The 21,613-nt window shown below is 41.2% G+C and carries 17 protein-coding genes; all 17 read left to right on the top strand.

What is annotated here, in order from left to right; all coding sequences use genetic code 11:
• Window positions 1-206: LPXTG cell wall anchor domain-containing protein (locus ESZ50_RS09645; RefSeq protein WP_148623424.1), on the top strand; the 206-nt coding region annotated here is incomplete at its 5' end.
• A gap of 284 nt (window positions 207-490) precedes the next feature.
• The gene (locus tag ESZ50_RS09640; protein WP_148623422.1) at window positions 491-781 is read left to right on the top strand and encodes a WXG100 family type VII secretion target; all 291 of its coding nucleotides are present in this window, start codon (window positions 491-493) and stop codon (window positions 779-781) included.
• Between the two features lie 76 nt (window positions 782-857).
• Window positions 858-4,196 carry a type VII secretion protein EsaA gene (gene esaA, locus ESZ50_RS09635; protein WP_148623420.1) on the top strand — a complete coding sequence of 1,113 codons (3,339 nt, stop codon included), beginning with the start codon at window positions 858-860 and terminating at the stop codon, window positions 4,194-4,196.
• Window positions 4,193-4,711, top strand: coding sequence for a type VII secretion protein EssA (gene essA / locus ESZ50_RS09630; RefSeq protein ID WP_148623418.1), 519 nt, complete (start codon window positions 4,193-4,195; stop codon window positions 4,709-4,711). Before esaA ends, essA begins: the two co-directional genes overlap by 4 nt.
• A gap of 11 nt (window positions 4,712-4,722) precedes the next feature.
• Entirely contained in the window at window positions 4,723-4,977 is a 255-nt protein-coding gene (locus ESZ50_RS09625; RefSeq protein ID WP_187387616.1) for an EsaB/YukD family protein, read from the top strand.
• 2 nt (window positions 4,978-4,979) lie between these two features.
• The gene (gene essB, locus ESZ50_RS09620) at window positions 4,980-6,143 is read left to right on the top strand and encodes a type VII secretion protein EssB (protein ID WP_148623415.1); all 1,164 of its coding nucleotides are present in this window, start codon (window positions 4,980-4,982) and stop codon (window positions 6,141-6,143) included.
• Window positions 6,127-10,623, top strand: coding sequence for a type VII secretion protein EssC (gene essC / locus ESZ50_RS09615; RefSeq protein WP_148623413.1), 4,497 nt, complete (start codon window positions 6,127-6,129; stop codon window positions 10,621-10,623). The genes essB and essC overlap by 17 nt, the downstream gene beginning before the upstream one ends.
• 167 nt (window positions 10,624-10,790) lie before the next feature.
• Window positions 10,791-11,390 (top strand): Holliday junction branch migration protein RuvA, encoded by a 600-nt coding sequence (gene ruvA / locus ESZ50_RS09610; protein WP_148623411.1) that lies wholly within the window; start codon window positions 10,791-10,793, stop codon window positions 11,388-11,390.
• A gap of 16 nt (window positions 11,391-11,406) precedes the next feature.
• Complete coding sequence (gene ruvB / locus ESZ50_RS09605; protein ID WP_148623409.1) at window positions 11,407-12,417, top strand: Holliday junction branch migration DNA helicase RuvB; 1,011 nt, start codon at window positions 11,407-11,409, stop codon at window positions 12,415-12,417.
• Window positions 12,417-13,466: a tRNA preQ1(34) S-adenosylmethionine ribosyltransferase-isomerase QueA gene (gene queA, locus ESZ50_RS09600; protein ID WP_281282892.1), complete on the top strand. Its 1,050-nt coding sequence runs from the start codon at window positions 12,417-12,419 to the stop codon at window positions 13,464-13,466. Before ruvB ends, queA begins: the two co-directional genes overlap by 1 nt.
• A 10-nt stretch (window positions 13,467-13,476) precedes the next feature.
• Window positions 13,477-14,688, top strand: a complete 1,212-nt coding sequence (gene tgt / locus ESZ50_RS09595; RefSeq protein WP_148623406.1) for a tRNA guanosine(34) transglycosylase Tgt — start codon at window positions 13,477-13,479, stop codon at window positions 14,686-14,688.
• Window positions 14,689-14,709: 21 nt separating this feature from the next.
• Entirely contained in the window at window positions 14,710-15,105 is a 396-nt protein-coding gene (gene yajC / locus ESZ50_RS09590; protein WP_148623404.1) for a preprotein translocase subunit YajC, read from the top strand.
• Window positions 15,106-15,226: 121 nt separating this feature from the next.
• Complete coding sequence (gene dinB, locus ESZ50_RS09585) at window positions 15,227-16,339, top strand: DNA polymerase IV (protein ID WP_148623403.1); 1,113 nt, start codon at window positions 15,227-15,229, stop codon at window positions 16,337-16,339.
• A gap of 88 nt (window positions 16,340-16,427) precedes the next feature.
• Window positions 16,428-17,372: a DHH family phosphoesterase gene (locus ESZ50_RS09580; protein ID WP_148623401.1), complete on the top strand. Its 945-nt coding sequence runs from the start codon at window positions 16,428-16,430 to the stop codon at window positions 17,370-17,372.
• Complete coding sequence (locus ESZ50_RS09575) at window positions 17,372-18,736, top strand: DEAD/DEAH box helicase (RefSeq protein ID WP_148623399.1); 1,365 nt, start codon at window positions 17,372-17,374, stop codon at window positions 18,734-18,736. Before ESZ50_RS09580 ends, ESZ50_RS09575 begins: the two co-directional genes overlap by 1 nt.
• A 181-nt stretch (window positions 18,737-18,917) precedes the next feature.
• Window positions 18,918-19,856: a riboflavin biosynthesis protein RibF gene (ribF, locus tag ESZ50_RS09570; RefSeq protein WP_148623397.1), complete on the top strand. Its 939-nt coding sequence runs from the start codon at window positions 18,918-18,920 to the stop codon at window positions 19,854-19,856.
• A 9-nt stretch (window positions 19,857-19,865) separates the two neighbouring features.
• On the top strand, window positions 19,866-21,566 hold the full coding sequence (locus tag ESZ50_RS09565; protein ID WP_148623395.1) for an NFACT RNA binding domain-containing protein: 1,701 nt from the start codon (window positions 19,866-19,868) through the stop codon (window positions 21,564-21,566).
• Window positions 21,567-21,613 lie beyond the last annotated feature (47 nt).

The following is a 21,613-nucleotide window of genomic DNA, read 5'->3' as shown; positions in this document are numbered from 1 at the left end:
GTGATTCCGAGTCAGTATCAGGAAGCACCTCAGAATCTACTTCAGAAAGTGGATCTACAAGTACTTCAGAGAATAATTCAACGAGCGGTTCAGAATTAAATAATTCTTTGCCGATCACAGGATATTCAGATTCAGAATACTTTGAACTCCTTGGTGGTTTATTACTAAGCTTGGCCATTATTGGTATTAAGCGTAAGAAATCATAATCAAGATGATTAGATTAGTTTGCAAAAAAGTAGTTGCACAAGTTGCAGCTACTTTTTTTGTGTAAAGATATACATTTTTTGACCGATTGTTCAATAAGGTGAACTTAATAACTTGATAAAAACAAATCATTCAAAAGGACATCCATTTGGATATCAAAGGGTGGGAATTGATATTTGCAAACTTCCCTTGTTGCATTTGTTTACTTGTGATAAGATTATCAGGTGCTCGTTTGTGATTTGCAAACGAAGATATTTTTGTAGGAACAGTAAGAGGGGAATTAGAAATGTCACAAATTTCAGTAACGCCAGAGACGTTGATCCAACAAGCTAAGGTATATACCCAAGCACGTGATCAAATTGAAGCAGCAAAGCAACAAGTTAAGTCAATGAATGATCAGATTGCTTCTGAATGGCAAGGTCAAGCTTTCCAATCATATTTGCAACAATATGCTCAATTGGAAAAGCAAGTTAATCAATTCGAAGAACTTTTGACCAACATCAATCAACAATTAAATCAGTATGCTCAAACAGTTCAAGAGCGTGATCAACAAGATGCTAAAAGTTTTGGGTTCTAAAAATAATTGGTGAGTAAATTTTGATGAGTTCGTTTGAACTCATCTTTTTTTTGGGGATTAACAGGAGATCAAGTGAATGAGTGGGTTGCGGAAGAAGTTAAAGACCGCTTCGATAATTATTACGGGACTAGTGCTGATCTGTGGGCTAGGCTGGGTTGCTTTTGGTAATCAGGCTGTTCATCGTGTGAATACACAAAAAACAGGTAGCATGAATTATGTTCTAGTAAACGAAGATACTGGTGGTAGCTTCAATAACAAAAAATATAATCTAGGACAAGAACTATTAAATTTGATTGGTAAGGATACAAACAATACTTGGGCGAATGCAACGTTAGACGTTGCGAATGCCGGACTGAAGAATGGATCTTATGATGCTGAGATTGTGATTCCACAAGATTTTACAGCTCACTTATTAGATTTAAAAAGTATCAATCCAACGCAAGCGGAGATTAGTTATCAAGTTCGAGATGGTAAAAACGCGCTTGCAACTTCGGCTATTAAGCAACAAGTTGGCGGAATATTGAACACTTTTGATAAAAAGATTGTGGAGATGTATCTGACTAGTATCGTTGATAATTTGTCAGAGGCGCAACGAAACGTTTCAGGAATTGTAACCGGACAGTCAACTCAAGCTCAGACATTAACGAATAGCGTTGCAAAACCATTGAACGATTTACCAGATACGTTTTCAGCGGTTACAAGTGATGCAGATGGACTTGAACAGCAGAACAATGCTTGGGAGGATCAACAAAATCAATTCTCTAAGAGTACGCAAGAACTTTTGACACAAAATAGTGATAGTATTTCGCAGAATGCATTAACTCTGCAGGACTATGTTAAATTACAAGAAATAATTAGTAAGCTAAATCAGAAGACTAGCCAAGATGTGGTTACAAGTCAATCTGATGAAGATACAAAGATTTACAAAGAATATTACGATAATTTGGATACGAAAGTTTTGCAAGAGTTCTTATTGCTGAACTCTGAAGATGGCGCAACAGGAATTTTGCCGGAGTTAAGTGCAACAGGAAAAACATTTTCTGATAACCAATCGGCGCGAATTGAGGAGCTGAAACATGAATTGGCGTCCTTGACTAATCAACAGAGTGATGTTCAAACCCTTCGTAAGCAGATTGCGACGAATTTCTTTGGGGACAGTTCATTGGCCGACGGCACGAAGAAATTATCAACAAACGATCTTTCTGATGACAAAGTTAAAGAAGCTTTGCAAAAATGGATTGCCGGTAGCAATGACGATGGTCAAACGAACTTACCAGAAAAAACATTCACGGATATCAATGCCAGTTTAGAGACTCTGAATGTTGATGATCTAACGCAAATGCTTAAAGCTTTGAAAACAAATGGCCTAATTAGCGCGGATCAGTGGACGCAGTATATGGCTGATATTAAAGTTATCCGGCAATACGCAACAGACAATGGAGTTACATTTCCAACAAGTGATGCATCAGCATTTAAATATGTTTCTGATGGCACTAGTGATGCAGCGGTAACGAAAACGGAAGAGAAAACGAGTTCATTTGGTACATCAATTGACTTGAGCAAGACAACTACTCTGACGCTAACGGGTACTGGTAGTGGAACTGTTGATTTGAAAAATACAAGTGACTTAAAGCGTGCGATCAATAGCCAGCTTGGAAGTTTGGGCGGACTAGTAACACCAGTTGATGTAAGTTTTGATGGCAATAAAATTACAATTACCCCAACGCCGGATAGGAATAATCAGCCAACTTCTACTGAGACAAAGACATTAGATGCGATACCTTTGGACTTTGAATGGACACTGGGGGATGATACACCGAGTGGATATTTTGATATGAACGTCAAGTTGGTTAAAAATACGGATGGTAAGGATTTGGGCAATCTTCTTGGTGATAACGACGACGGACAGGACTTCTCGGAGTTCTTTGACATCACAAAGTCAGCACGTGCCCTTAAAACAGATTTGCCTCAGTTGCTGGGACAACTTAGTGTGCTAGATACAAATGCAGCTAATATCGCACTGATTTATAGTGAACCAGATAATGTAAACATAACTGCTTTAGCGAAGTTATTAACTGATGGGAAAACATTGAATTCTGTTGCGGCGTCAGGCTCAATTTATAAACTTTATAATAAGTTGACAACAACGCAGCGAACGGACATGATCACCGACGCTATGCTCAAGAGTTTTAAAGAAAACGGGCTTGAAGTTTTCAACTCCAGTACAGATCAATACAACGCACTCGGTGCGGTAATTGGTGGCCCTGATGCTGACAACTCATTGAGTAAAACATTGAACCTGATGACCGATCCACAGACTTTGACTAATCAAGCTAACAATGTCTGGAGTTGGTACGGCACAGCAATGACCGAGATTGATGCGCAGTATAAAACATGGCAGAAAAACCCAAGTAAGACTGTGAAATATGAGCAGTATCACGAGGGAACGGCTGATGAGAATACGATTTATTATGATGATGATCAAGGAAAGTCACTTAATGAGCAATTCCAGTCATTGGCCAAATCATCGAAGGATTCAGCGGACTCAACTAAAGAATCGGCAGCTGAAATTAAGCCATTAACTGACGAATTCAAGAGCCTGACTAGTACAACTAAAGATGTAAAAAATTCGGTAACCAATGTTTTGGATGATATGAACGGCTTAAGCTCAACGATGACTAAGACTGTGACTAATAACCAGACCTATTCGAATAACTTTGGTAAAGTTCTAGCGAATACTCATAATGGTGGTGCTAATAACATGAATGTCTTTGGTTTCTTAGCGAATCCTTTGACGAGTGTTGGAAGAACGGGTGTCTATCAACAAACAACGCTTGTACCATATTTGCTAACGATTATTAGCAGCGTAGTTGCGATTGTTGCAGCGTACCTACTTATGAAAGGTGATAAACTTCGTAAACTGACAGAGGCTGATCGGATGCGTGTGTTAACTCGTAGATGGTACAACACGCCAATTGCCATTAAGATCATTGGCGGTGCACTTGGTTTGGGAATCCTTTTAGCAGTGATATTAAAGCTTGCTTTCAGAATGGCATCGCCGCTTTTGATGGTGACCTTCGGTATGGTGATTGTACTGGGAATTCTATTAACGACGATCATATGGCGCTTAATGGGTAAATTTGGTGCAATGATTGTTGCTGCAGTGATTGCCTTCTATTTGATGCTCACGCCAGTCTTGGGACTGACAGTTTCGTCTGGAACATGGTTCATCTGGCTGTATCGCTTGTCTCCTTTGCAAAACATCGAGAACTTATTCACGGTGATATATGGTGGCGGCACAGTTGGTTGGCAAGCAGTGTTGATATTTTTGATAATTGCACTGATTGCGCTATTTGCTAACTTCTTTGTAAAGCCAAAAAATACCTACAGCTTAGAGGAGTTAGATGGGGAATGAAAAAGATAGTGGGATTAGGGTTTGTTGTCATACTACTGATGACTTTGACAGCTGGCAGTCCAGTTCATGCGGAAAATGGTAATTTGGATTTGAATGATCAGGTGCTATCGGGAACCGATGAGTCAACAAAAGTTAGTGATCAGAATATTGAATACGAAGTTGCGCCGGACTTGTTCATGAAGACGAAAACGACGATTGTAAAAAAAGCCCAACAGGCGGATGAAGATAAGATTGCGGTAGCAAATACGGTTAATTTTTCGAAATCGAAAGCGGAAGATGATCAAATTAATAGTAATCAAAGTGAAAAAGGTTTGTTTGCAAGTAAAAGTGTTGACTGGAATAAAACGGGGACTGGTGGTCAAAGTTCAATCGCAAGCTATAGTGAACAAATATTTACAACTTGGTTAATCAGAATAGTGCTTGGCTTACTAGCTTTAGCGGTAGTGATTGCTGGTATTTTCATTGGGCAGAAATATTCTGAGCGTATCCGGACCTTAGGACGTAAGAAAAATTAATGGGGAACAAAATGGCAGAGAGAACAGTAATAAATATTGGGGTTTGGTATCAGGGACAGGTTGTTGATTTGGCGGTACCGGTCGCTGTGACCTTACCACGATTGAAACAATTATTGATTGCAGTATTTAAAGAATTAGGAATTGGGCTGCCAGAGAATTGGCAATTAAGTATAAAAAATAAGAGACTAAATTTATCAGAAGATGTACCACTGAGTGCGTATCCGGTTGGTAATGGGGATCAGTTCGAGATTGAGGTTGGGAAGTAAAAATGGAAATTCAAGTGGGAAAAGAGTTATTGGACATTACACGGGTTAAGAATGAAGTAACCGTAGTATTGAATGCAAGTCAATACCGTGATGTATCAGAGTCAATGTTAACAAGGCTGGTTACTGCCAATTCAACCTTTGTTCCGGGAATGGGACAAATTGAGGATAGCCAGATTCGTTTCCAATATGAATTGCCAAAGGGTGCCTTAACATTGAATCAAGCACTTACAAAGCAAAGTACTATTGAACGTTTACGATTGGCACAGAAGGCAATTAAGTTGGGCGACTGGTTTAATGGCGATATCATTCCAGTGTTGAATCCAATGAATTTATTTGTAGTAGCAGGTGATATCAAGATTGCTCATCGTGGTTGGCGTGGTCTTTGGGCACCTATGCAAAATAATGATGTTGCAGATTTGACCGCTCTACGTGCTTTGGTTGCATCAATTGTCAATTCAAAATTAGCTTTTGAAGATGCAATGGGCGATGCGAAAGTAGTCCGAGACGCCTTTAGTCGCGATATTTTGACGGCAAACTCAATCGATGATTTGAGAGTACTGATTGATAATCAATTGCAGATTGCGCTAAATGAGCAGGCAATCTCAAAGGAGGTTGTTAAGAAGACAACTTTCAAGACTTACAAATATGGCTTTATGTTGGCAATTATTGCTGTTTTGGCGATTGGTGGCTATGCCATTTATCAAGGTGTTGAAGTTGGACCTAAGCAAGGGCGTGTGATTGCAAGTCAAGCTGATTTTATGACGAATGACTATGATGAAACTACTAAAACGTTAGAAAATGATCAGCCGGAGTCATTACCAAAATCAGCTCAGTATGTATTGGCGGCCAGTTATGTTAATTTGGATTCTTTAACTTCAGCACAGAAGAAGACCGTTTTGAACAATCTCTCTCAAAATACCGAAACTAATATCTTGTTGTACTGGATTTATTTGGGTCGAGGTGACTTTGATAAAGGCTTGAGCTTGGCGAAAAACGTTGGCGATGATCAACTAATTTTACATGCTTACGCAAAGCTCTATGATAGTACACAAGCAAACACCAAGATGTCTGGAAGTAAGAAACAAGAATTGTTGGCAACATACAAGGAACAGATTAACAAATATGTTAAGAAGCTAGGGGGCAGCACTGATGGCGTGGAAAAGTAATGAATCAGATGCGTTTCCTGATGTAGCTAACATTGATGATCAAATCCTTAGTAAAACTGATGTTAAATTGGACGTATTTTATCTTTCGGATCGTTTTGAACATGGTGAGATATCACAAACTAAGCCGACTTATCAATTGCGCAATAACAACGTGATTGATATAGATGGACAGATCTTAGCTAGTGAAGCCCCTTTGAATAATTCGCTCCTGATTAAAGCGCACAGTGAGCTTGAAACAATTGTGACGAACTTACCGGGTCAAACGATGACTGTCAGTAGCGATGAAAGCGCAACTGTTAGAACAGCAAGTGGCAACAGTATGGCAGTTATCAGTATGGATGAGCAGGGACTAACGTTTAGTGTCTATGGACGTGGGGGAGATTTGTTCGTAAATGATCAACGAGTTCCAGTTCTAACGGGTGCATTTACTGTTGGAACGCGATTGCTATTGAATGGTGTGTTGATTGAACGTGCGGAAGAGCAGTTGAAGATTACTGGAATCTGGAACGAATATGATTTGGATGAAACTGTGTTACGCAAAGCCAAATTTGAGCCAACCTATCCAGTCGAATTTCCGGATTATCGCAGGTCACCACGAATTATATATACAAAGCCTACTAATGAAATTGCATTGGCACTTCCAGAAGCTGAGCAACCGGCGCAAAAGGGCGAATTAATGCGAACGATTTTGCCACCATTAGGTATGTTTGCGATGAGTGGTTTAATGGCAGTGATGTCTGGGCGCAATCCATTGCTATCCCTAGGAATGGGCGGAGCGGGAATCTTTACCGCAGGATTAACAACTTCATCCTACTTTAAAAATAAGAAGCTTGATAAAGGTGCGAAAGAAGAGCGACTTGATCGTTACCAACACTATCTTTTACAGAAATCAGTTGAATTAAAAGATGTCGCTGAGACCCAAAGGCACGCAGAGGCGTATCAATATCCTGATATGGGTGAGCTGACGCAGTTGATTGAACACTATGATTCACGAATTTACGAGAAAACAGCCGATAATAGTGATTATCTAAATTTCTCTTTGGGAAAAGGAACCGTTGATGCATCGTATAAAGTTGATTTCAAGTTGGAAGGTGATCCAAAGGATGATTTAGAACGAAGCGCATTAGACTTGGCGGTACATTACCGGCAATTAGCGGATATGCCGATTAGTACGACATTACGGAACCAGACGTTAGGGCTTGTTGGTGTTTATCCAATTTTGAAAAATGCAGTTACAACAACGTTATTGCAGATTGCAACTTTCCATTCTTATCGTGATGTTCAGTTCATCGCTTTAGTGCCTGAACAGAGCTATGATGACGATTGGGCTGAATGGCGTTGGTTGCCACATTTCCAAATGCAAGAATTGAACTTACGTGGTATTATTCACAACGCACAATCTCGCGATATGGTTTTGGGGTCGTTTTATCAATTGCTGAACAAACGACGTCAGTTGGTTCGCGAGGCCGGGCGTGATTTGCCACAATTTGCAGTTCAATATGTCTTAGTAATCTTGGACAGTTCATGGCTTGCTGGTCATGGTTTGAATGAATTTTTGGCTGAGGATATGAACCAATATGGTGTCTCGGTGATTTGGGGTAAAGAAGATCGGGCGATGTTACCAGAAACGGTAACGACGATGATTGAATATACCTCAAATGCCTCAGCTGAATTGGTCACAGAAGACCAAAAACTGCGCGAAATTAATTTCAAGCCGTTGCAACTGCCGAAGGATGTAACGATTAGTGATTTGACAACTCGTTTGGCTAACTTAAAACACGTCGAGGTTGAAAAGAATGCAATTCCGACAGCAGTAACGTTCTTGGATATGTACAACGTTAAGCGAATTGAAGAATTAAATATCGTTAACCGTTGGCACAAGGCAGATACCAGTAAATCGTTGGCAGTTCCACTTGGACTACGTGGAAAAGATGATGTGGTGGACTTAAATTTGCATGAACGTGCTCATGGTCCGCATGGATTAGTTGCTGGAACGACAGGTTCAGGTAAATCTGAAACCTTACAGAGTTATATTTTGTCATTAGCCGTGAATTTTGCACCTGAAGATGTTGGTTTCTTGCCAATTGATTTTAAGGGTGGTGGAATGGTTAATTTGTTCCAAAACTTACCGCATTTAATGGGCGCGATTACTAATTTGGATGGAGCTGCATCGGCACGTGCCTTGGCATCAATTCGGGCTGAATCACAAAAGCGTCAAGCCATGTTCAATCAGTATGGTGTCAATAATATTACCAAGTATGCGAAGTTATATAAGAAGGGTAAGGGAATCTCAAATGATGACCCAGATAAGGCAAAGTATCCAACTGAGCCGATTCCACATCTTTTCTTGATTTCTGATGAATTCGCTGAATTGAAAGCCAATGAGCCAGACTTTATGGCTGAGTTAGTTTCGGTTGCTCGAATTGGTCGTTCGCTTGGAATTCATCTGATCCTGGCAACTCAAAAGCCATCTGGGGTAGTCGATGATCAAATTTGGTCGAATTCACGCTTCAAGTTGGCTTTGAAGGTTCAAGATGTCCAAGATTCACAAGAAATCTTGAAAACACCTGATGCAGCCAGTATTGTTGAGCCTGGTCGGGCGTATCTACAAGTTGGTAATAATGAAATTTATGAATTGTTCCAAAGTGCCTGGTCGGGTGCAACTTATGATCCAGAAGCAGTTGTCGAGGAAAAAGTTGATGAGCGGATTTGGCTAGTTAATGATCTGGGGCAACGTCAATTAGTGGCAACGGATATGGATGAAGATGATGCACAGGCTGATGCAGTTGCACTTAATAAAGCCGAGCAAGTCTCACAGCTGGAAGCAGTCGTTGATTATATTGCTGAGTTAGCAAAAGAGAATGCGGCTGTAATTCCTGAGAAGCCATGGTTGCCACCACTTGGTGAACATATTGTTACACCAGTTGCTGACTTTGAAAGCAACTGGGCAGACGGTGAACGCCGCCTTGCTGTGCCATTTGGTGTAATGGATCTACCTGCAAAGCAAGCGCAAGAAGTTTTGAATTTTGACTTAGAGGAAATGGGTCATACTGCTATTTTCGGCTCTGCCGGATATGGTAAGACGATTGCCTTGCAAACAATCATTATGAATCTAGCGCGTGTGAACACACCTGAGCAAGTTCAATTTAATTTGTTGGACTTTGGAACCAATGGACTGTTCCCAGTCAAGAATTTGCCGCATGTTGCTGATTTGGCAAGGCTGGACGAAGAAGAAAAAGTTGTGAAGTTTGCTAAGCGGATTCGCGAAACATTGGATGAACGAAAGGCTGCATTTGCACAAGCTGGAGTGGCTAGCCTGTCACAGTATGAGAGCAAAACTGGTCAACAAATGCCAGTGATTGTTACCGTCGTGGATGCGTATGATGCACTTCGTGAGAGTGATCTGGAAGATGGGCTTGAGCCGATCTTCAATCAGCTCTTACGTGAAGGTGCAAATGTGGGGATGTATTTCATCACAGCGGCATTGCGTGAAAACACCTTCAAGATTTCGATGATGTCAAATATGCCAAATCTACTAGTTTATTATTTGGTTGATGATACATCGGCACGCAGTTTGATTGGTAACGATGCGATCTTACAGCAGGAAATTATTGGAAGAGCCCAAATCAAGTTAGATGAGCCCGTTGGTTATCAGACATATCTGTCAGCTGAAGGGGAAGCTGATTTGGATCGAATGCATGCAATGGAGACTGAGATTAAGGCGATGGAAGCAATGTGGTCAGGTGATCGACCAATGGCGGTTCCAATGTTGCCAGCTGAGTTGTCGATTGCGGACTTCTACGCCCTACCAGCGGTTGAAAAGCAGTTGGAGCTTGGTAATTTACCAATGGGGATGGATGTTGAAACAACTGAGATTGTTGGTTATCAACCTGAAAAGGATGATTTCTTCTTGATTGTTAACGAAACACCAACTCAGGCAGAATTACTAACACCGGTCATTGTGGAAGATTTGGCACGTCTGCAAAATCAAAAGAACACCGAAGTATATATTTTTGATGCGGCGGATCAATTTGCTGAGGATGATGCTAGATTCACACAGGTACTGAAGGAAGATAAGTTTGCTGAAGTTTTGCCGAACCTTGCGATGACTGTTGATAATCGAATCATGCAAGCAGAAGGTAATACGCCAGCAATCTGGTATTTCCCTAGCTGGAAAGAATTTACGATGAAGACAATGCCTTCAGAGGCCTTCTTTAGTAAAATTATTAAACATGTTAGAGAAAGTAATATCCATTTGATCATTCAAGCGGAGAAGAGTGCTTTAGATTTCGATATGAACGAAGCTTCAAATTATTTGAAGCAGATTGTTCGATCAGGCTTGGTTGGCTCAAAGCTGAACGATCAGAAATATGTCAAAGTTAAGACGAGTTTCAATGAACCCGAGGTTCCTGAAGATCAAACAAATTACTTTGATGGTCGGCATGCTTCACGGATAAAAATTCCCGGCGGAGAACTTTAATCGGTTTTACGTTGGTTAAATAATAGAATTGACAGTTGGTAATATTATTACTAACTGTCTTTTTGTTAACAGTCGCGGACAGCCATGATTAAAATTAAATAAAACCTAATCACAATGACTAGTACAATGCGCTATAATAGGTTAGGAAAATAAAAGAGGTCGATTAGATGTACGAATATTTAAATGGGGTCATTACAATGATTGATCCAACTTTTATCGTTGTGGAAGTTAGCGGAGTTGGATACCATGTCCAAGTGGCTAATCCGTATGCGTTTACTTTAGATAAGACGACGCGCGTATATATTGAACAAGTCGTCCGTGAAAATGAAATGGCTTTGTATGGCTTTGCAGATAGTAATGAAAAGATGCTATTCTTAAAGTTACTTGCCGTATCGGGGATCGGACCTAAGTCAGCGTTAGCAATCTTAGCGCGAAATGATCATCTTAGCTTGGTCCAGGCAATTCAAGACAATGATGTGACTTATCTGACTAAGTTTCCAGGCATTGGGAAAAAGACTGCTCAACAAATTGTCTTGGATCTGCAAGGTAAGTTGGGTGAATTACCATTCATTAATGAAATTGATGTTGATTTGGTAGTACCAATTAAGACAGTTGCAGATAATCAAGCGTTGGCTGATGCCTTAGAGGCCTTGGGGGCCTTGGGTTATACTGCCAAACAATTACAAAAGGTAGAAAAGGAATTAGGTCAGGCAAGTTTGGTTGATTCAGCCGCCTATATTTCTGCAGGACTAAAATTATTGAACTAAAAAGTGAGGCAGCGATATGGATGATGAAATATTAAATAATCAACCGCTTGATGCTGGCGAGGAAAGTATTGAGAAGTCACTGCGACCAAATCGACTTGACCAATATATCGGTCAGCAAGCACTCAAGGAGCGGCTGGCGGTTTATATTCAAGCGGCGCTTCAACGGGAAGAGCCACTTGATCACGTTCTTTTATACGGCCCGCCAGGTCTTGGGAAAACAACTTTAGCCATGGTAATTGCGAATGAACTTGGCGTGAACATTCGGACGACAACTGGTCCAGCAATCGAAAAGAGTGGCGATCTACTAGCTTTGCTTAATGAACTAACTCCAGGTGACGTCTTATTTATTGATGAAATCCATCGAATGCCACGGGCGGTCGAAGAAATGTTGTATTCGGCCATGGAAGATTACTACGTTGATATTATCGTTGGTGAAGGTCAGGTTGCACGACCAGTGCATTTCCCATTACCACCATTTACTTTGATTGGGGCAACTACCCGCGCTGGAATGTTGTCTCAGCCGTTGCGTGACCGTTTTGGAATTGTAGAGCACATGAACTATTACAATGCACGGGAATTGACTGATATCGTTCAGCGCTCAGCGGATATCTTCGATACGGAAATTCAGTCAGCTGGTGCGTTTGAGTTGGCCCGCCGTTCACGTGGGACACCACGAGTTGCGAATCGCCTATTACGGCGGGTGCGTGACTTTGCAATGAACCGTCAGCAAAACCTAATTGACGATCAATTAGTTGATTATGCTCTGCAACTATTAGAGGTTGATGTAGCAGGATTGGATCAAGTTGACCACAAAATCTTGCATACGATGATTGACTATTATCAGGGCGGACCTGTAGGCGTGAATACTATCGCGGCTAATATTGGTGAAGAAGTGGAGACGATTGAGTCGATGTACGAACCATACTTACTACAAATTGGTTTTCTACAACGAACGCCACGTGGACGAGTTGCTACTCAGGCTGCGTATGAGCACCTGCAAATCCCATTTGAGAATAAGGAGCATTAATAATGGAAGAGAAGCATTACACATTAGAAGATTTCGATTATGATTTGCCACATGAATTGATTGCCCAAACTCCTTTGAAACAACGTGATACATCACGTTTATTGGCTTTGAATGCAATTACTGGTGCATGGGCAGATAAGCACTTTTATGACATTATTGACTATCTTAATCCCGGCGATGCTGTGGTTATGAACAATTCACGTGTATTGCCAGCCCGGCTATACGGTGAGCGTCCAGAGACTGGTGGGGCGGTTGAAGTGTTGTTGCTACGTCAGGATCATGACGATGTTTGGGAGACGTTGGTCAAACCCGCCCGAAAGTATCCAGTTGGTCAAACAATCACTTTTGGTGATGGAAAGTTGACGGCGGTTGTGACCGAGGAACTTGAACATGGCGGCCGAATGATTGAATTTAAGTATGACGGAATCTTTTTGGAGATTTTGGAAAGCTTAGGTGAAATGCCTTTGCCACCATATATTAAAGAGAAATTAGCAGATCAGGAACGTTATCAAACCGTTTATTCAAAGGTAAATGGTTCAGCGGCAGCGCCAACAGCGGGATTGCATTGGACACCAGAATTATTGCAAAAGGTTGCGGATAAAGGAATCAAGTTAGTTGAGTTAACTTTGCATGTAGGTTTGGGGACGTTTAGACCGGTAGAAGAGGATAACATTGAAGATCATAAAATGCATTCTGAATTCTATCAGTTATCAGCAGAGGCAGCTAACACCTTGAATGAGGTACGTGCTAACGGTGGTCGTATTATCGCCACAGGCACAACGTCAATCAGAACGTTGGAGACAATTGGTTCAAAATTTGATGGTGTGTTACAGGAAGATTCAGGATGGACAGATATCTTTATTAAGCCAGGCTACCAATGGACAGTTGTTGATGCATTTATCACTAACTTCCACTTACCAAAGTCGACATTGGTAATGTTGGTCGCTGCTTTCACTGGTCGAGAGAATATATTGAACGCTTATCAACATGCCATTGATGAACGTTATCGGTTCTTCTCATTTGGTGATGCAATGTTTGTTCATAAATAAGGAGTAACCAATGAAGCGAAGTAAGTTTGATGAGTATCTATTAGAAAAGTACCCAATCAAAGAAGAATATGTTAATGACCCGAACCGGCCAGTTATTTATGAGCTTTTGCATGTTGAAAAAGATACAGGGGCACGCTTAGGTCGGATTTATACGCGTCATGGAATTGTACACACACCGATGTTCATGCCGGTTGGAACACAGGCGACGGTTAAAAATGTTTCACCACGTGATTTGGATGAGATTAATGCACAATTTGTGTTGTCCAATACTTATCATTTATGGTTACGTCCAGGTGATGATTTAATTGCCGAGGCTGGTGGATTACATAAGTTCATGAATTGGGATGGGCCAATGTTGACTGATTCTGGTGGATTCCAAGTTTGGTCACTCGCAAAGCATAATAGTATCGCCGAAGAAGGTGTTACCTTTAAGAATCATTTGAATGGTGATGAGATGTTTCTCTCTCCAGAAGTTGCGATGCGAATTCAGAATAACCTCGGATCTGATGTGATGATGCAATTGGACGAAGCAATTCCGTATTTTGAGAGTTATGAATATGTGAAAAACTCGGTTGAACGAACAACTCGTTGGGCAATGCGCGCAAAAGAGGCGCATCAACGACCAAAGGATCAGGCCTTGTTTGGGATTATCCAAGGAGCTGGTTTTAAGGACTTGCGTAAGTTGTCAGCGGATGGATTAGTTGGTCTTGATTTACCTGGTTATGCGGTTGGTGGCCTCTCAGTTGGCGAAACAAAGGAAGAAATGAATCGAGTTTTGGACTTTACGATGCCAATGCTACCAAGCGATAAACCACGCTATCTAATGGGAGTTGCAGCGCCCGATTCATTGATTGATGGGGCAATTCGCGGAATTGATATGTTTGATTCTGTGTTGCCAACTCGAATTGGTCGTAAGGGAACGTTGATGACTAGTCACGGACGAATTGTGATCAGAAATCATAAGTATGCAAATGACTTCTCATTGATTGATATTGAGACTGAAGATTATGGTTCACAGACCTTTACGAAAGCTTACTTGCATCACTTGTTTAAGACAAATGAATTGTATGGACAAAATATTGCCAGTGTTCATAATCTACGTTATCTGTTAAAGTTAATGGAGGACATGCGCCAAGCAATCGACGAGGATCGCCTTCTGGAGTTCCGAGCTGATTTAATGGAGCAATATGGGTATAATAAGGCTAATGCCCGGCTATTTTAATGTAATGAGGAGCTATTTTACATGAATTCTATGAATATTTTACTTATCTTGGGTCTTTTTGTTGTTATGTACTTCTTTATGATTCGTCCACAACAACAACAACAAAAGAAGCGCGTTGAGATGCTTTCAAACTTGCAAAAGGGTTCTGAAGTTATCTTACGTTCTGGGTTGCACGGAAAGATTGATAGTCTTGATAACGAAAACAAGACGATGACAATCGATGCTGATGGTGTATACATGACTTTCGAACAAAGTGCAATCCTTTCAATTGTTGCACTAGATAAGCATGTTGAAGCTAAGCCTGACAAGCGTGAGGTAAAGCGTGAAGAAAAAGCAGTTGAGTCAGAGGCGCCAGTCGAAGAGGCTGTAGCATCAGAAACACCTGCTGAAGATTCAGCAACTGAAGCTAAGGATTAGTTCTTAATTTAAAAGGACCCTATGAAATGAAGAATCTGCTAAAAATGCTTTTAAATTTTTAGTAGCTCTTTATAAATTAGGGTTTTTTTATTGGGCAAATATTTGATGGTGGGAGGGGCGTATGGCTGATTTGTTAGAAATACCGATTAATTTAAAAAGTGAACGTCGAATTTTGCACATCGATATGGATGCCTTTTATGCGCAAGTTGAAATGCGCGACCATCCTGAGTATCGATCAGTCGCTTTGATTCTTGCGCGTGATCCTCGTACATCCGGTGGGCATGGAGTAGTTGCGACTGCAAATTACCCGGCTCGTAAATTAGGCGTACACTCTGCGATGAGTTCGGCGGAAGCACTGCGCTTGGCTCCCAATGCGGTTTTCCTTCCACCAAATTTTGATCTATATCGAGAGGTATCTGAACAAGTTCATGAAATCTTCTATCGACTTACACGGAAAGTTGAATCGGTGGCCTTGGATGAGGTTTATTTGGATATAACGGACTCGTATACCACCTTTCAAGATGCGATCATGGTTGGACATCAGTTACAGCAGTCAATTTATGCAGAGTTGAATTTAACGAGCTCAATTGGCATCTCGTATAATAAATTTCTAGCGAAATTGGCCTCGGAACATAATAAGCCGGTTGGGCTCACGGTGGTCAAGCCGAGCGAAATTCGGTCATTTCTTGATCCAATGCCAATCGAGGAGATTCGGGGCGTTGGAATAAAGACTGCCGAAAAGATGCATACCCTAAAGATTGAAACTGGTCACGACCTGTTCTTACAAGATCAATCAACCTTGTTACAAAACTTTGGCAAAATGGGGTATGAATTTTACCGAAGAATTCGGGGTGTCGATGATCGTCAAGTGGAGTGGCAGAGAGAACGTAAGTCGATTGGTAAAGAACGAACCTATAACCCTTTCCTCGACACGGAGGAACAAGTAGCAAATGAACTAAGGCATATTACCGAGCTATTAGTTGCGTCGCTGGATCGACGTCAAATGCAAGGAAAGACGCTTGTAATTAAGACGCGGACAGAGGATTTTGAGACTGAGACACGGCGTAAGTCATTTCCCGATCTGATACCTAATGACATTCAGTTTATTCTTGAAGAGGGGCAGGCCCTTTTTGAAGAGTTAGGCGGTTATCAGCGCCCGTTACGGTTGCTGGGACTTACAATTACGAATCTGCAGAATCAAAGTCAGGCAGAAATTCTGTTGCCATTATTTTGATTTGATCCGGTGAAAATAGCTGTCCTATGCTATACTTAGAACATTATTAATCCTAGCAAATTACCTAGATATAGAAATGGAAAAAAGCATGACAGCGCAAACTGCAATTTTAGCAGAAATAAAAAAAGCTTCAAAAATAATTATTCATCGGCATCAACGGCCTGATCCAGATGCTTTTGGGTCACAATTTGGGTTGGCTGAACTAATAAAAACATCTTTTCCGGAAAAGCAGGTATATGTTGTTGGAAAACAAGTACCTAGTTTATCGTGGATGGGCGATATGGATGTGATCGAGGACGCCGTTTATCAAGACGCACTTGTGATAGTTACAGACACTGCCAATGAACCAAGAATCGATGATCGCCGTTATGATATGGGGGCAACGGTGGTTAAAATTGACCATCATCCAAATGAGGATCCGTATGGCGATTATAATTGGGTGGTTGAGGGTGCTTCTTCAACGAGTGCTCTAATTTTTGCCTTTTACAAGGAATTTGAAAATGAGTTAAAAATGTCAAACCAAGGTGCAGCCTACTTATATGCTGGAATTGTTGGTGATACCGGACGTTTCCTCTATGCAACAAAGTCAGAGACGATGCAGGTTGTTGCTGACCTAATGAAGTTTGATTTTGATTGGTTTGAGATTAATCAAAAGCAAGAGACAATCTCTCTAGAAGCGGCACGTGCATCAGCTTATGTTTATGACAACATGGTGATGTCAGAAGCAGGGCTCAATTACATTATTTTAACTAATGAAGTTGTTGCTAATTTTGACCTTGGTGAATTTAGTACAGCCTTTATTGTGCCACTATTAGGCCGGATTAACACAGTCAAAGTATGGATTGTATTTGAGCAACAAGATGAGGGTTACTATCGTGTCCGCTTACGTTCACGTAACACCGTTATTAATGAAATTGCTAAACGGCATGGCGGCGGAGGACATCCCTTTGCATCAGGTGCGTTGGCAAAAGATGAAGCTGAAGTTCAACAAATTATTGAAGAGACAAATGCTTTACTAGAAGAGGAGGCCTAATGGCTAAGTTTACAGACTATAATCTGCGTCCAGAAATAAATGGCGCGTTAGAGAAGATAAGATTTAATGAACCAACAGAGGTACAAGCACGTCTAATCCCAGTCGTTATGCAAGGGCGCTCAGTTGTTGGTCAATCACAAACTGGTTCCGGAAAGACGCATACTTTCTTAATTCCGATTTTTCAGAAGCTTGATACAAACAATCAAGGTGTTCAGGCGATTATTACGACACCTTCACGTGAATTGGCGCAACAGATTTATGCAGCTGCCAAGCAAATTGCAAGTAATTTTGCTGAAAATACTGAGCCACGAATTGGTTTGTATATTGGTGGAACGGATAAGGCTCGTCAATTGCAGCAATTGAAGTCCCAACAACCACAAATCGTAATTGGGACACCAGGACGAATTAAGGATCTTTATGAGGCAAATGCAGCCTTGGATATTCACACAGCAGCAACCTTGGTAGTTGATGAAGCTGATATGACCTTAGATATGGGCTTCTTGAACGAAGTTGATGCAATCGCAGCAGCATTACCAGCCGATCTACAAATGTTGGTCTTTTCAGCAACGATTCCACAAAAGTTGCAGCCCTTCTTGCGTAAATATCTAACAAATCCGGTTGTTGAAGAAATTCCTGCTGAAACAGTTATCTCGCCAACCATCGAGAATATTTTAGTTGGAACAAAGGGACAGACCAAGGATGAATTGGTTTATTCATTGTTGACAATGGGGACACCATACATGGCCTTGGTTTTCGCCAATACCAAAATTCGTGCCAAGGCCCTTGCAAAGTACTTGCGTAATCGTGGGCTAAAGGTTGCCGAAATTCATGGTGATATTCAACCACGTGAGCGTAAGCGGACAATGCAAGCGATTCAAAATTTGGATTATCAATATGTAGTTGCGACTGATCTAGCAGCGCGTGGAATTGATATTCCAGGTGTGTCTCTGATCATCAACGATGGTATTCCAAATGAACTTGAGTTCTTCGTACATCGTGTGGGTCGGACTGGTCGTAATGGTCAACCAGGAACTGCCATTACGGTTTATAACCCTGATGAAGAAGATCGGGTTGGTGCTGTTGAACACATGGGTGTTGCATTTAAGCCGATGACGTTGACAAAGAGCGGTGAGCTTCGTGATGGTTATGATCGTCGCCGTCGTGAGCAGAGAAATAAGACGAACGTTAAACTTGATCCAACGATGATTGGATTGGTAAAAAAGAAGAAAAAGAATGTTAAACCTGGCTATAAGCGTCAAATTAAATCTGCAATTGCAAGGGATGCTCGTTATAAGAAGCGTGTCGAAGAACGTGCATCACTTCGAGCAACTCGCAAAGCTAAAAAGAAGGCTAATAACGGTTAAAGAGCGCAAACTCCGGATCTAATTTAGTCTGATCAAAACCACTACTTATGCAAGCGTACTAGTAGTGGTTTTTTATCGCCGTGGCAGTTAGATCTTATATAGAACAAATTGGAAGCGGTATATAATGTTTCAAAATGTGCTAAAATTATACGCTAGATAAAGAAAAGTGAGGAGCTGAACTATGGAAGTTATTTATTTACATCATCCATTTCGGCCAGATGAAATTAAAACAGATGCAGTTGTGCTAGCAATGGGGTTCTTTGATGGGTTGCATTTAGGACATCAGGCTGTGATCGAGCGGGCGCGTATCGAAGCAGAACGCCGACATGTACCTCTTGCAGTTTTGACGTATGATCAACATGCTTCGGTGGTTTTCAAGCAACATACAGAACGCTTGACCTATTTAACAACCATTGAGAAAAAGCAGGCCTTGTTAGCGGACATGGGCGTTGATTTGATGTACATTATCAATTTCACATCAAATTTTGCGAAGTTGACGCCACAGCAATTTGTTAATCAATACATTGTCGAGATGCATACGGTTGCAGCAGTTGCCGGTTTTGATCACACTTATGGACCAAAAGATGCTAATATGGCACATTTGGCAGAATACGCGCAAAATCGCTTTGATGTGATTGAGGTTCCGGCAGTTGCTGTTGACGGCATCGAGGGTGCCTCGACAAGCGGCCGAATGTTTGTTGATAGAGGCGATGTAACTTCGTTAAACAAGTTGCTTGGACGGGTCTACGAGACGAGTGGGGTTGTTGTACATGGTGAAGCTCGTGGACGAGAGATGGGCTTTCCCACTGCTAACATTGAAGCACCAAGCGACGAGCGCCTACCGGGAGTTGGCATCTATATTGTCGAATTGGCGATTGGTGGTAATTGGCATCAAGGAATGGCCTCAATTGGCTATAATGTTACCTTTGGTGATAATCGTCCAAAGACAGTTGAAATTAACCTGTTTGATTTCAAAGAGGAAATCTATGGTGAGGCGGTCAGCGTACGTTGGCATAAGTATCTGCGTGGTGAAGTGAAATTCACGGGGATGCCTGCTTTAATTGAACAATTACACGATGATGAACGTCAGGCGCGTCGTTATTTTAAGGAAAAAGAATAGGAGGATACCATGTCATTTGATGGACTATTTACACATGCGATGGTAAAGGAACTTGATGACACGCTTGCAGGTGGTCGAATTATGAAAATTCATCAACCATATGCGAATGAAGTGTTTTTGATAGTTCGAAATAATCGTAAAAACTATCCACTATTATTAAGTGCTCATCCAACCTTTGCACGAGCACAAATTTCAAACATCAAATATGTTAATCCACAGACTGCACCAAATTTTGCGATGATGTTGCGTAAACATTTGGAGGGTGCGACTTTATTGCATATTGAGCAATTTGAAAATGACCGGATGATTAAAATCACTTCATCTGGGCGAAATGAAATTGGGGATGAGGAAAAAACTTCATTGGTCTTGGAGATGATGGGGCGACATTCCAATCTATTCTTGATTGATGAGGCTAGCCAGAAGATTCTAGATTTGATTAAACATGTGTCAGCAGATCAGAACCGAGTGCGGACTTTGATGCCAGGAGCTAAGTACATCTTGCCGCCAAAGCAGGATGTGATAAATCCTTATGCAAGTTTGGATGGGTTAGCGAATCTCATTCTTGATAACCCAGCTCAAAACGATTTAGCTAAGGCAGTTCAGAGTCGCTTTCAAGGTTTTGCCCGGGATTCAGCTAATGAGTTGGCACAAGTTGTGTCACAAAGTGGTGATGCACTTAAGTTAGCAGAAGATTGGTTGCAACATTTCAATGAAGTTGATCCGCAACTGATTTTAACTGCAAAAGGGGTTAATTTCGCTCCATTTGATTGGCTTAGTTTGCCAGGTGAAAAACAGCAATACGATACCTTGAGCGAGATGTTGGACGGTTATTTTGCTGAGAAATCAGAACGTGACCGTGTGCAACAACAGGCGGCGGTAGTTTTGCGAGTGATTCGAAACGAATTAAAGAAGAATCGAACCAAGCTAAAGCGACAACAAGCCGAGCTTAATGCAGCCGCCAATGCTGATGAATTTAAGGTCAAAGGGGAGTTGCTGACAACCTATCTGTATCAACTTGAGCGTGGGATGGAGCAAATTACGTTACCTAACTACTATGATAATGAGAAGCCATTGCAAATTACGTTGTCAAATCAATTAGGGCCATCGCAAAATGCTCAGAAATATTTTACTCGATATAATAAATTAAAAGTGTCAGTTAAATATCTGAACGAACAAATGGCATTGGCACAAGCTGAGGTTGATTACTTTGAGAATCTCTTGGCGCAAGTTGATATTGCTAGCCCACGTGATATTGAGGAAATTCGTGTTGAGTTAGTGCAAGAAGGTTATTTGCGTCAACAAAGTAAGAAGAAGCAGAAACCACAGGTTAGTCAACCTGAGAAGTTTTATGCTAGTGACGGGACTTTGATTGAAGTTGGTAAGAACAACCTGCAAAACGAACGTTTATCGATGAAGTCAGCCAATAAGAATGATATTTGGTTACATACGAAAGACATTCCAGGATCACACGTAATTATTCATGACCCTGAGCCAAGTCCCGATGTTTTGACAGAGGGAGCAATGTTGGCAGCATACTTTTCTAAAGCTCGTGAGTCAGCCAATGTACCGGTGGACTATTTGCCGGTGCGACGACTACGAAAGCCCAATGGTGCAAAGCCTGGTTTTGTGATTTTTGAAGGGCAGACAACGATTAATGTCACGCCTGATTATGCATTAGTACAAAAATTGCGTACGAACAAAAATCAATAATTTATTAAAAAAACATGAGCACTTAACAGTGTTCATTTTTTTTACAT

The organism is Weissella muntiaci (assembly GCF_008107635.1).
GTDB lineage: Bacteria > Bacillota > Bacilli > Lactobacillales > Lactobacillaceae > Weissella > Weissella muntiaci.
Note: the sequence above shows the minus strand (reverse complement) of the source record. Positions and strands in the feature narration are given on the sequence as shown.